The organism is Paenibacillus sp. 2TAB19 (assembly GCF_052115185.1).
GTDB lineage: Bacteria > Bacillota > Bacilli > Paenibacillales > Paenibacillaceae > Pristimantibacillus.
The window spans coordinates 78,205-91,753 of sequence record NZ_JBFRGE010000003.1; the positions used below are offsets into that span (position 1 = coordinate 78,205).

10 protein-coding genes are annotated in these 13,549 nt (G+C 53.3%); 1 reads left to right on the plus strand and 9 read right to left on the minus strand.

Translation table 11 applies throughout. The annotated features are described in order from the left end of the window. Window positions 1–50: 50 nt before the first annotated feature. Complete coding sequence (locus tag AB4Z33_RS02145; protein WP_442048310.1) at window positions 51–1,001, minus strand: AEC family transporter; 951 nt, start codon at window positions 999–1,001, stop codon at window positions 51–53. 291 nt (window positions 1,002–1,292) lie between these two features. On the opposite strand from AB4Z33_RS02145, the gene AB4Z33_RS02150 reads away from it, so the two are divergent. Then, complete coding sequence (locus AB4Z33_RS02150) at window positions 1,293–2,096, plus strand: aminoglycoside N(3)-acetyltransferase (RefSeq protein WP_442048311.1); 804 nt, start codon at window positions 1,293–1,295, stop codon at window positions 2,094–2,096. A gap of 30 nt (window positions 2,097–2,126) precedes the next feature. On the opposite strand, the gene AB4Z33_RS02155 is transcribed toward AB4Z33_RS02150, so the two are convergent. From AB4Z33_RS02155 to AB4Z33_RS02190, 8 genes are all read right to left on the minus strand, one after another. Continuing rightward, on the minus strand, window positions 2,127–2,417 hold the full coding sequence (locus AB4Z33_RS02155) for a hypothetical protein (RefSeq protein ID WP_442048312.1): 291 nt from the start codon (window positions 2,415–2,417) through the stop codon (window positions 2,127–2,129). A gap of 67 nt (window positions 2,418–2,484) precedes the next feature. Next, window positions 2,485–3,429, minus strand: coding sequence for a cysteine synthase A (gene cysK, locus AB4Z33_RS02160; RefSeq protein ID WP_337098336.1), 945 nt, complete (start codon window positions 3,427–3,429; stop codon window positions 2,485–2,487). A gap of 30 nt (window positions 3,430–3,459) precedes the next feature. Beyond that, the gene (locus AB4Z33_RS02165) at window positions 3,460–5,286 is read right to left on the minus strand and encodes an ABC transporter ATP-binding protein (protein ID WP_442048313.1); all 1,827 of its coding nucleotides are present in this window, start codon (window positions 5,284–5,286) and stop codon (window positions 3,460–3,462) included. Then, window positions 5,270–7,024: an ABC transporter ATP-binding protein gene (locus AB4Z33_RS02170; protein WP_442048314.1), complete on the minus strand. Its 1,755-nt coding sequence runs from the start codon at window positions 7,022–7,024 to the stop codon at window positions 5,270–5,272. Before AB4Z33_RS02170 ends, AB4Z33_RS02165 begins: the two co-directional genes overlap by 17 nt. Window positions 7,025–7,049: 25 nt before the next feature. After that, entirely contained in the window at window positions 7,050–7,964 is a 915-nt protein-coding gene (locus tag AB4Z33_RS02175; RefSeq protein ID WP_442048315.1) for a carbohydrate ABC transporter permease, read from the minus strand. A gap of 261 nt (window positions 7,965–8,225) precedes the next feature. Further along, entirely contained in the window at window positions 8,226–9,092 is an 867-nt protein-coding gene (locus AB4Z33_RS02180; protein WP_337098341.1) for a carbohydrate ABC transporter permease, read from the minus strand. Then, complete coding sequence (locus tag AB4Z33_RS02185) at window positions 9,093–11,375, minus strand: DUF5696 domain-containing protein (protein WP_442048316.1); 2,283 nt, start codon at window positions 11,373–11,375, stop codon at window positions 9,093–9,095. Continuing rightward, window positions 11,372–13,528 (minus strand): YIP1 family protein, encoded by a 2,157-nt coding sequence (locus AB4Z33_RS02190; RefSeq protein ID WP_442048317.1) that lies wholly within the window; start codon window positions 13,526–13,528, stop codon window positions 11,372–11,374. Before AB4Z33_RS02190 ends, AB4Z33_RS02185 begins: the two co-directional genes overlap by 4 nt. Window positions 13,529–13,549 lie beyond the last annotated feature (21 nt).

Consider the following 13,549-nt stretch of genomic DNA (forward strand, 5'->3'; position numbering starts at 1 on the left):
CGCCAAAGGGTGTGGACGCTGCCCTTGGTTGCTTCGATTGCGAGTGTTAATCATATTTCCAGATTCAAAAAGAAGATGACGACCGTCACGGTAATCATACTGATAAGAGTAGATACGAATACCGACTGCGAGGCGAACTCGGCTTCATTGTCGAACTCTACCGCCAGCAGAACGCTGCTAAGCGAAGTCGGAACAGCCGACGATACGATCAGCGCCGCAGCCATCAGCTTGTCAAGCTCCATCGGCTTAATGAGACCCATCGTCCATACGATCAGCCAAGCGAGCAACGGACCCGCGACGAGACGAAGAATGCCGGATATGCTGACGTCGATCGCAAGCGAGCGGCTAATTTTCCACTCCATATTGCCAAGCTGTACGCCTAGCGTAATGAGCGCCGTACCGATGAACGCCTTGGATAAATAGTCGATCGGGGTTGCGATCGGTCCAGGAATCGGAACGTGGAAGCCTCTTAGAAGGAAGGCGAGCGGAATGATATAGATGATAGGCATAGAAAGAATCGTCTTCATAATAGCCCGCATATCCGCTTTGTGAGCGTTAACGTTATAAATGCCGTATGTGTTCGGCACAAGCGATTGCATCATCATGATAAGCACCTGAATGGCCAGCGTTCTCTCGTTGCCGGAGAAAGCCAATTGATTCAGCGGTATGCCGTAGTTCGCGCTATTGTAGAACAAGACGCTGTTGCGCATCGCGCTTTTCATGCTTGGCTTATAGCCTCTGGCACGCACAACCGCCTCTACGATGATATATTGCGCCGCCATGAAGACGACGAAGAAGGCGAGCACCTGATAAATGACTTTAGCTGAAATTTCCGTCTTATAGAGGAGATCGAACATAATCGCAGGCGAGAACAAATAGAAGTTCAACTTGGACAACGTCTTAATATCGAGCGAGAAAGCCCTTTGGATAATGATGCCCAGACCGATCATAATGCCCATCGGCAACACGTTCGTCAGTAATATATGTATGAAAATATCCATAGCTGCATCTGCTTCTTTCTATTAGGTACTCGCATGCCTCCATAACTTGGGAAGCAGCGACCGCGCATGGCGTGCTTCTATTATTCTAGGGGCAGCGGTCTGATTAGGCAAGGATTTCGGGTTACAATAATCCCGTTGCCGTGCTCCGCCATATCTCGTATACTGGTAAATACGAGAGTTATTTATACAATTTATGGGCAATGCTTTTCCGGCTCTACCGGAGACAACCCCTCTAATCCAGAGGGGTTGTCTTTTTTTGTGCCCAATTCAAGAATGGAGGAGCTTATATTCATGAAGGAAACTAGCACCGCTCGATCAATCCTAACGAAGGAACAGCTTACCCGGCAATTGATAGACTGCGGCGTAGCGGAAGGACAATCGATCATTGTCCATACGTCCTTAAGCAGCATCGGTTTTGTCGTAGGAGGGGCCGAAACGTTAATACGTGCGCTCCTTGAGATCGTCGGAGAGGAAGGCACGCTCATCATGCCTTCCCAAACGTGGAAAAATCTCGATCCCGAGAGCGGCGTCCACTGGGAAGAACCGGCCGAATGGTGGCCGATCATAAGGGAGAACTGGCCCGCGTACGATAAACACATTACGCCGGCCATCGGCATGGGCGCGGTCGCCGAGATGTTCAGAAAGTGGCCGGAAGCCCATCGCTCCGATCATCCGGCCAGATCATTCGCGGCCATAGGCAAGCACGCCGAATACATAACCAAGGAACATGATTTAAACAATATATTTGGCGAAGGCTCCCCGATCGCCAAGCTTTACGAGTTGGATGGTTTCGTGCTCCTTATCGGGGTCGGCCATGACAAAAACACGTCCTTGCACTTGGCCGAAACGCGGGCGAGCTTTCCATCCAAGCGGTTCGTCGACGAGAGCAGCGCTATCATGACAAACGATGGACGAAGATGGACGACCTACAGTACCCAAGCCGTCGTTGATGACGATTTTGTCCCGCTTGGCTTAGCGTATGAGCAACAGCACGGCATCCCTATTCATAAGCTCGGTGACGCCTCCGTTCGATTGCTCAAGCAAAGGCCGCTTATCGACTGGGCCGTTGACTGGATGCAGCTGCATCGCCGCTAACGCAGGCAGCGATGCACTCATCCAGAGTCGCTACCCCGCAGCCGGCGCCGCAAGCGACCAGAGGTAGAGCAGCAGACCGAAAAGAAGCGCGTATTGCTTCGACTTCCGATTCCGCTTATTAGGCCTTGCCACGATAAACAATCCGATGAAGAAGCCCAAGGGTAGCTTAATGTCGTTCAAACCTAAGGAAAAAGCGCCAATAAAGGAATATACGAGCAGCTTCAGAAACAAGCCGTTCTCATCCTCCTGGCGCTTGCGGTAAATTAAATAGACGACGAATACGCATAACGCTAATGACAATAGCCATACCATCATCAACATCACCCATCCCTCCTACGCAGTAACTGAATGACTACTACTTACTACTACGTATGGGGGAGGATGGAAATTACAATTGTTGTTCTTCTTGATACAATACCGTCGACAAATAGCGCTCTCCGTTGCTTGGAATAACGGCGACGACTCGTTTGCCTTTGCCAAGCCTGCGGGCAACCTCGAGTGCCGCATGGACCGCGGCTCCCGAGGAAATACCGCCGAGAATGCCTTCCTCGCGAGCGACGCGGCGCGAAGCCTCGAAGGCTTGCTCGTTCGTCACTTGTATAATTTCATCGTACACATCGGTATTCAATATCGAAGGGACGAAGCCGGCTCCAATGCCTTGAATCTTATGCGGACCGCTCGCTCCGCCCGACAAGACGGGAGATGCGGACGGCTCGACCGCTACGATATGAATGGACGGGAAGCGCTCGCGAAGCACCTCGCCCGCGCCCGTAATCGTACCGCCCGTGCCGATGCCGGCCACGAAGGCGTCCAGCTGTCCGTCAAGCGATTCGATCGCTTCGATAATTTCCGGCCCCGTCGTCTCGCGGTGGATTTTCACATTCGCTTCGTTATCGAACTGCTGGGCAGGATAGTAATGCGGGTTGCGTTCCCGTATTTCCTGAGCGACCCGAATCGCCCCTTTCATCCCTTCCGCGCCAGGTGTAAGCACTAGCTCCGCGCCGAAAGCTTTAAGCAGGCTGCGCCGCTCCAGACTCATCGTCTCCGGCATAACGATGATCGATCGATAGCCGCGGGCTGCCGCGACCATCGCGATGCCGATACCCGTATTGCCGCTTGTCGCTTCGATAATCGTATCGCCGCGCTTCAGCTTTCCTTCCTTCTCCGCCTCGACAATAATGCTTAGCGCAATCCGGTCCTTCACGCTGCTGCCGGGATTGAAAAACTCCAGCTTCAAATAAATTTCCGCGCTATCCTCCGGAACGATTCCATTCAGCTTGACGATCGGCGTTCCGCCGATTAGCTCTGTAATGTTCTGTACGGCTTTCACCATGCTCTTCCCCTCCAATTTCACATTAATTGATCAGCCAGCCTCATGCATCGACTTTCCTTGCGAATGCCGATACAGCTCCTCATAATAGCCGCCGATATCGACCAATTCCGTATGCGTGCCTTCTTCCACGATCTCGCCTTTCTTCATGACGATAATACGATCGGCTTGCATGATCGTCGATAGCCGGTGGGCGATAACAATCGTCGTCCGTCCAGCCGATACGAGCTGAAGCGCCGACTGGATCAACTGCTCCGTATGCGAATCAAGATTGGCGGTCGCTTCGTCCAAAATTAATATTTTCGGCTCGAACACGATAATGCGGGCGAAGGAGATGAGCTGCCGCTCCCCTGCGGACAGCCCGCTGCCGCGCTCCGACAGGCGCGTATCGTAGCCGTCTTTCATTTGCCGGATCAATGAATCGGCCCCGACGAATTCGCATGCTTGAATGACCGCCTCGCGAGTGATCGTTTCATCAAATAATCGGACGTTATCGAGTATCGTGCCGGAGTATAAATACGGCTCCTGCTGTACTAGACCAATGACGCGATGCAGCGATGCTTGCGGAATATCCCGAATATCGGTGCCGTCTATCGTCACTTTTCCTTCAGACACGTCGTAGAACCGGCATAGCAAACTGATTAACGAGCTTTTGCCAGCTCCGGTCGTGCCAACGATGCCGATCATGCTTCCAGCCTTAATATGAAGATCAAGATTACGTATAACGGGACTGCCTCCTCCGTAACCGAAAGTTACGCCGTCAAAGCTAATATGTCCCTCAACGGAGGCAGGATCGAGCGGTTTAGCGCCCTTCCGATCGTCCACTTCCGGGTCGATCGCGAAGATGCCCCAAATCCGGTTCACGGCCACCGTCGCCGATTGCAGCGTATTCCACTGCTGCGTAATCGTATTAATCGGTTGGAAAAATTGGCGAATATACGTAATGAACGCATACAAGACGCCGAATTCAAGATCCGATCCGAGCACCGCTTTGCCGCCGAGCCAAGTGACGAGCGCTATCGAAATATTGCTTAATATTTCGAAGGATCGGTTGAACAGCACGTTCGTGCGAATCTCGCGCACGTTCGCTTGGAAGTAAGAATCATTCCGTTCCTTGAACTGCTTGCCTTGCTCCTTCTCTTGGTGGAACACTTGGATCAGGTTCATGCCCGACAAGTTCTCCGCCGTGAACGCAACGAGGCGGGACAACCGCGTCCGCGCCATCTGGTACGTCTTGCGCATGTAAGATCGGAAGCCGATCGCGATAAGCGCGATAACGGGAAGCAAAATCAAGCAGTACAACGTGAGCTGAACATCGAGCTGGAACATGAGCACGATGATGAACACGAGCGTCATGCCGTCTCTCAGCAGGCTAAGCAGCACTTGATTGAAAAACTGGTTGATCGCCTCCGTATCGCTCGATACATGCGTAATCAAGCTGCCGCTCGGCACGCGGTCGAAGTAGGACATGGACAGCTTCGAAATATGCTCGAACAGCTGCTTGCGAATGCGCGCAACAATGCTTTGTCCTGCGTACTGCAACACGTTGTTCTGCATGTAAGTGAACAGCAAGCTAAGCAGCGACAGTCCAAGGTAGACGCCGCCAATGACCAGCAAGCCGCTATAATCGCCATTGCCCCCGATCAGCTTATCGTCTATGGCGATCTTTACAAGGTACGGCTGAAGAAGCTCCGCCGCAATCGCAATAATCGTGAACAAGAATACGCCGAGAAAAGCGAGCCAGTGAGGCTTCGCATAACCCCCAAGCGCCCGAAACGTCGATATATATTTTGGTTTCGCTGCCGGCTGGCTAAGGTCGGCCTTCTGATCCATCTGCCAGTTGTTAATGGCCTGCGGCATGCTGACTTCCCTCCTCTTGTATCGCATGAAGCGTTTTGTACAAGCCTTCCTGCGCAAGCAATTGCTCATGCGTCCCGCGTTGAACGATTTCTCCGTCGTCCATCACAATGATTTCATCCGCATGCTTAAGCGCGCTGATACGATGGGCGATTATAATCGTCGTCTTTCCTTTGCGGCCTGCCCGGATCGTTTCAATAATATCCGTCTCCGTCACTGCGTCTACGGCGCTGACGCTATCATCGAGTATCATGACCGGCGAATCCTTAATGATGCCCCTTGCCAGACTTGTACGCTGGCGCTGGCCGCCGGACAATGTGACGCCGCGCTCCCCGAGCTTCGTCTCGAAGCGGTCAGGGAAGTCGATGATGTTGTTATAGATTTGTGCTTGCTTCGCAGCTGCCTCAACCTCTGCAAGCGAAGCGTCACGACGGTAGAACGCGATATTTTCGCGGATCGTCGTGCTGAATAAGAAGCCGTCCTGCGGCACGTAAGCAATCTGACCGCGCAAGCTCTCCAGCGTCAGCTCGCGAATGTCCGTACCGTCGAACCAAATCGTGCCGGGAGGCGCATCGTAGGTTCGAAGCAGCAGCTTCATGAGCGTCGTCTTGCCGCTGCCTGTTCTGCCGACGATGCCAAGCGTTGTTCCCGGCTTAATCTCTAGATCGATATTGCGCAGAGCCGGCCTTGAGGACTCCTCGTACGCGAACGTAAGGTCGCGAACATAGATGCCCGATTCGCGGAAGTCGAGCGACAACGCATCCTCAAGCTGCCTGATGTCCGGTTCGTTGCCAAGCAGGTCGTTCAGCCGCGCCAGCGACGCACGCGAGCGCTGCATCGTATTGATGACGTTGCCGATCTGCTGCAGCGGGTTCATCAGCATCCGGATATAAAGCGTCAGCGCAACGAAGCTGCCAAGCGAGATTTGTTTCGTAATCGTCAAGTAACCGCCAAGCGCAAGCGCGATCACGAGCGACAGAGAACCTAGGAACGGAATAAGCGCCTGGAAGATCGACGATACCCTCACCAGTTTCAACTGGTTGTCGCGAATCCGGTCTACCGTCTCGCCGAAGCGGCGGTTCATAATGCCCTCGACGGCGAACTTCTTCGTGACGCGAATGCCGCCGAACTGCTCCTCCGCCGACTCCGTCATCGTCCCGAGCGACTCCTGCACGGACATCGACCGTTTGCGAATGACCGGACCGAACTTCGTCACGATGACCGGAATGCTGAGCAGCGGCACAATGCAAGCAATAATTAAGTAATAAGGAATATCGCTCAGGAACAGCATCGTAACGGTAGATACGAGCAGAATCGTTGCGCCAGCCGTTTGGTTGACGCCCATCGAAATCGATTCGCGCACGCTCGTCACATCGTTCATGAAGTAGCTAAGCAGCTTCCCAACGCCGTTCTTCGAATAGAACCTTTCGCTTAAGCCCGTAAAATGCGTGAACAGCCGGCGCCTCGTCAGAAACTCGAACAGCCTGCCGACGTACATGACAAGGTATTGAGCGAGGCCCCCGATTAGCGCGAAGCCTACGCCGATGCCAAGCAGCAGCCAGCTGTAGCGGATGACCGAATCGGTCGTCAAGCTTCCGCTCTCCAGCTCGTTCGTAAAGTCGCCAAGCACCTTCGGAAAGTTAACGTGAATGATGTTGGCAATGAGATGGAACAGAATCGAGAACATGTAAATATGCCAGGTCTGTCTGAAAAAATCGGCTAACAATCGCGGTGATTTCAATTCCGTATCACTTCCTACCTTCGAATTACTCGACTAGCCCGGTACGCTCCACGCCCTCGACGAACCAGCGCTGCGTGAACGCGTAAAGCACGAGCAGCGGCAAAATAATGAGAAAAGAAGCGGCCATCTTGAGCGGCTCCACGAATACGCGCAAACCGCCTTGATCCGACTCCATGCTAAGCGAAGCATTAAGCTTCGCCATCCCGACCGACAACGGTACATCAGACGCGCCGAACATATACATTGATGGAAAATACGCGTCATTCCACGTCCATACGAAGGAAAATAAGAACACGACGATGATAGCCGATCGCGAGATCGGCAGCATGACGCGAAAGAAAATGCGAAATGCCCCTGCTCCATCTATTCGCGCCGCTTCCTCCATTTCCTTCGGAAGCGTCCCAAAAAACTGTCTGAAAATAATGACGAACAAAGCTCCCTTCAGTCCGTGCCCGAACAACGCAGGCACAACCATCGGCAGCACCGTATTGATCCAGCCAAGGTCCTTGAACATGAGAATGGAAGGCAATATYGTCACTTGGGGCGGCATGATGAACGTGAACAGCAGCGCGGCGAACCACAGCTTCTTAAGCGGAAAATCGAGCCTTGCGAACGCGTAGCCCGCCACCGCGCACGACAGTACCTGCAGTACTGCAACAAGCAGCGATAGCCCCGAGCTGAGCGCGAAGCTGCCCGCGTAATGCAGCATCCGTAACGCCTCGGCAAGATGCCCCCCGTAGATTGCGCTTGGCACCCAAATGACAGCCGGGTCAAGCAAATCGCCCGCATTTTTCACCATTGTCGTTACCATATAAAATACGGGCTTCAAATAAATAAATGCTACATCGATGAGCAGCACGTACATAAACAGCCGGAACAACAGCCCTCTATCAGCTTCCCGTCCAAGCAGCCTCATCCTAAGCCGAGCCAGCTTCCCCATCTCTATTCCACTCCCTTCTTGTATCGTTCTCTCCGCTTCCCTCGTCCCTTCGTCAGCAATAACGGGATTTTCTCCTGTTAATATTCGAGTTTGGACGCCAAATTGGCGATTAACAGGAAAAACTCCCGTTGTTAACACATCTGCTGCCCAAAAACTAGATTTACCCATATGTTAACGGTAGAAATTCCCTCTATTCTTTCTCCCAAACGTATTATGGAGAAAATAGAGGGAGCATTTCCCGTTATTTTTTTCCAACTCTGTCTACCGCCTCGCCGTCATCGACTTATTGACTCTTCCGTATAAGAACAGCGCGATGCCGATGAACAGCAGCACAATCATAAAGTAAACCCATGCAAGCGCGCTTGAAACGCCGTAGTTCTCCGTCGTCACTTTGCCGATGATCGGATTCGAAGGGAAGGTGAACAGATCGACGATCGTGTAGATCACGTTCAGGAAAATAAACGGTGCGAGCCCCGGCAAAGTGATTTTCCAGAAGGTGCTCCACGGATCAGCCCCGTCGATGCGCGCCGCCTCGTATACCGAAGCGGAGATCGTCTGACGCCCAGCAAGGAAGATTAGAATCTGTACGCCGGAATACCAGAGCACGAGCACGAACGAGCCGATGACATTTTGGATCGGTCCGGCCCAGGACGCTGGAATATACTCGGCAAGGAACGTATCGATGCGCAAGTTCTGAATGATCGACAGCTCGCCCTCGCCCTGCGAAATGAACTCGGTAATGATCTGACCGGAAGAGAAGATGACCGGCAGGAAAAAAATAACCCGGAACGCCGTTCTCCCGTAAAACTTCAAGTTCAACAAAATCGCGATCAGCAGCGAGAAGACGATAATGATTGGAATCATAACGAGCGCCTCTCGCAAGAACGGGAACAGATCGTCATAGAGCAAGCCGCCGTCCGCGAACAGAATTTCGCGGTAGTATTGGAAGCCTACCGGCGTCGTCTGCACGCCCGTTACGGTAATGCGCACTTGATGGAAGCTCATATAGAACGAATAGCCAAGCGGGAATGCGACAAACGCAAGGAAGCCGAATACCCACGGGGCGATAAAGATGGAGCCTTCGATTTTGCGAAGCATAGCTGAATTCGGTTTGCGTCTCTTGCTCATCTATGCGCCACCTCCCGTCGTCACGATGAAGTCCTGTGCGGGCACGGTCACGCTGCCGCTTGCAATCGTGTACGGCTTCTCGTTGTAGTTAACGATAATCGTCTTGCCATTCTCGTAAATCGTTTCCTTCACGCCTTCGGCGAGCGTCCGATGACCAACGATATATTGGTCCTGCACGTCCCCGAGCGCTTCGTTCAGCCGCTTATACTGCTCGGCAGCCGACTGCTTCCAGTCGCGATAGCTCATGCTGTAATACCAGATCGAGTACGCGCGCTTGAACTTGCCCGATTCCGCCGCCGTGAATACGTAAGACGGGTAAGCGCCATATTCGACACTGCGCAGAAAATCGGAATTGTACTCGTCACTGAGATTTGCCCAGTCCGAGGAGTACGTAACGAGGCCATGCAGGACGATCTGCTCGAACGGTATAGCCTCATCGACGAAAATATCGTAGGAATAGTCATCCGCAATTCGGTGAATATGATCCACATTCGCGAGCGAGTAGAAGCTGCCATTCGCAACGCCTATCGAGCCAAGCTCCTGATCGGCTTTCTCGAGCAGCTTCTGCTGCCCTTCCAGCACCTCGGATCGGCTCGCCTTATGCCGATTGTTGAAGTCGGTATTCAGCGCGCTTCCGATTCCGCCCTCCAGCAGCAGGCCATCGGCGCCAAGCGACTTGTACGCCTCCAGGTCTTCTTCCGCCTCGCGAATGCCGTACAACGGACTCGTCAGCGTAACCTTATCATCGTTGTTACGGCCTCCGTACTGCTCCTGCAGAGTGCCGGCCAAATTGCGCAAGCCGTCATTCAGCTTCCAGAATCCGCCGCGGCCGCTGCTGTTCAGCGAATAATTCGCGGACAAGAATACCGACACATCCAGCTTATGAGCGGCGTCTATGAACGCCTTCATGCCGCTGTTGCCTCCAAGCCGCTTATCGACCGGGAACAAACCGCCGTATGAGCTATAGCCCCAGCGCTGCCAGCCGGCATACAGAACGGACAAGTTCGCGATGCCTGCTTCACGCAGCTCCTTCACCATCGTCTCCGCCTGCTTCGTCGTCGTGCCTTCGATGTAATCATCCCATAGAAGCCCTTGCTTCAGATCCGCACCGATAATATCGACGTAGAGCGGAATATTTTCTTTCGCCTGCTCCAGACGCGCAAGCCCGTTCTCTTCTATTAAATAACTCCGATAACGCTCTGCCATTGCGGCATAGTCCGCCTTCGGGCCGTCAATCGGATAATAACGGGTCGTACGCTCCCCTGCTACGAAGCGGTCTTTGCTGTACGTATAAAAACCTTGATCCCCCTGTTTATTCGTGCTTTGGAAAAACTTGATCCGATACTGCCACTCCGGCGTAATCCAGTTGGAAATGCCGAGCGCACCAGCAGGAGCGGCGAACAGCTTCGCATACTCCTCGCCATCCGTCATAACGGCAAGAAACGATTGGTCGCCCGACTTCAAGCCGAAGACCGGCATCTTCACTTCCTGCCTGCCGGTCTGCTCGTTATAGAACGATAGATCGGCGCCATACACATTTTCACGGTAAATCGATTTGTCGTTGCTGCGATTTTCATCGAACTTAATCAACGCGCCCGAACCGTCGGGTACGAGCATATAACCTTCCTGGCCGTGCGACGGCTCTGCCCCGAAGAGCGGGTACAGCTTCAGATTAAGCAAGCTTAAGTTTCCTTCGGCAATGCCTTCATCGATGACCTTCGTTTCCACATGATCGCCGTTCAAGGCTACTTCTACGGGAATGGTGAACTTCGTGCCCGGAAAATAAAACGTCGCCTTGAAGCCGTCGCCCGTCAGCTCATAGTTTTCGAGCACGCCCTTCTCTTCCATCCAGTTCGTCAGCTTCGATTGCGACTTTGAATTGGAAGCATCGATGTATTCGAGCATAACCGGCGATAGGAAGCTGCTCTTCCAAGTACCGGTTGTCTTCTCCAGCTCCCAGTATTCCGGGTTCGGATAGGAGCGCCACACTTTTCCCGTTTCCTTGCTTTCGATCTTAAAATGAGCCGTTACGGCGTCCGCCCACAACACGAAGCGTTCTGATTCCGCCGCTTTCACGAACGCGGCTTCTACAGGAAGCGCCGCTTCGACTGGCGAACCGCCGCTAGTCCCGCCCGCGCCATTATTGTTGTTCACGGCGGCATTCCCTTCATCTGCCGGCACAGCCTGCTGATCGGCATCACGCTGCAGCAGCAGGGCCCATCCGATCAGCAGCAGCACCGTAACTATGGCCGCCGAAAGCTTCACTATCGTTTTGCGTTTCATCGGATGGTCACCTCCTGATACACCGAGTAAATGAAATTGAAGAGCTCCGACGTTAAGCTGAATACGATAAATACAAGAACCGCGCAAATCGCCATCGTAATGATCGACAGCAGCAAATTAATGAGCGTCTCGCCGACGCTGTAATTCTGAATGCCTTGCACCATCCAGAAGAAGAGCAGCGCGACCCACACATAGAGGCCGTACTCGAGAAACGTGAAGATCGACTGCTCGCTTAGCGTCATTACGTTCGAGATAAGCGTAATCGGTATGCCGAGCAGGATGAACGGGAATAGCGCATACGCGCTGCCATACAGCACATCGCGGAAGCGGCCTTCCCCGTGGTACAACGAGCTGATCAAATAATTAGCGATCACGAAGCTCAGCCATACGACAATGAATTGGATAAGAATCGTGACGATTTGAACTTCTACAATAATAGAAGGATTGAAAATAAAGCTTATTGCCGCTCTCATAATGGCATATGACACTAGCGCCAGAACGAATAGAATCGAGCTGCTAAGCAAGCCGCCCTTCTGCTCGTAGCGAATCGAATGAAATCCATCAATCGGATGCTTGAGCACATAGAAGGCATGACCAAGCTGGCGCAGGAGCGGCCTCGAAGCTTGCTTTTGTTCACTTCGCCCCGTCTTGCGCTTCGTTCCGCCATAGCCAAGTCTTCTAGCCGTGAACCTCGCGGCGAAGAAGATAAGCAAAGCCCCGATGACAACGTTCATAAGCAGCCCGAAGTTGGATTGAAACCATAGCAGCCGATTTTGCCAGAACGAATCCGAATAGCCCTGCGCCCAGCCCGCTTGCTTGAATAGCGCCTGCGCCCGTTCGTATTCGCCTTTCTTATAAGCGGCTTTGGCCAGGCCAAGCACGGCTGGCGCATAATAAGCGTTCAACCGATTAACCTCCAGCCATAGCGGCTCGCTCTCTTCGTAACGGCCATCCTGTGTCAACTGATTGGCCTTATGTACGAGCGCGCCGAATTCGGACAAGCGATACTTCTGCACGATATTGTTCTCGCTGTCCAGAATGAACAAGTCGTTCGCCGAATTCGTCTCGATGGCCGCCGGAATCTTCACGATGCCAAGCTTCGTCGTCGTATCCCCTACCGCTCCGCCCCAGAAGAACAGCAAATTGCCGTTGCCGTCATATTGGCTCACGATATTAAGCTTCGAATCGACGACCGTCATGTTGCCGTTCCCGTCGACGGTCAGATCGTTAAGCTGAGGGTAGCCGGTGCGTCCGGCCCGGTGAGTATATTCGCCGAAGCTGCCGTCCGTCATCGTATCGGCGAACTCGCCCTTGCCCGCGAGCTGGTCAAGCCCCGCGATATTGAGCTTCTTCAATTGCTTCGTGCGGACTTCCTTCGTCACCGTGTACACGAAGCCGTTCTCGTCCTTGTCGACGCTCGCGATCGAGCCCGGCAGCTTGCTGATCTCCCGCTCGTACATCTCGCGGGTATAGAGCAGCCGCTTGATCGAATCCGAAAAGGAGAAGCCGGTTTTGTTGGCGCCGAAGAAGCTTTGGAACTCTCCTTGCGGATCAAGCTGCAGCAAGCCTTGATACCCGCCTAGCGTAGCGATGTACATGAAACCACGCTTGTCGACGACCAGCTTGATCGGATCGTATTTGAACGCTTCGGGAATGAGCTTCGATTCCGGCCTGCCGAACTCGGCAAGCAGCTCCCCTTCGCCATTCAATCGAACGACACGCTGGTTGCCCGTGTCCGCGACGTAGATGTCGCCGTTCGTGTCGACGAACACGCCTTGCGGCCGATTGAACGGGCTTCCTTCCAATGTCAGCAGCCCGGCAAGCCGCCCTTCCGCATCGAGATGCACGATGCGGTTATTGCCCGTATCCGCGATATAAATATGATCGCGGCTATCGATATACAAATCCTGCGGCTGATTCAGCGGGGAGTATACCGTTTGGCCCGGATTCGAAGGATCCGGAATGAACAGATCTTTGCCGAGCGCGCCAGCCGGCGTGTACGCCGCTTGCATTTTGAACAGCTGATTGTAATTGTCCTTGTAATAGGTTTGATATGGCACATCCGCGGATACCGATTCCGGGTGGATGGTTGCAAGCGCGGCTAGAGCCGCAACGAACAACAGCATCAGGCGTAACGTCAGCCGCTTAGGCATTCGCCCCCCTCCTTTCTCTCT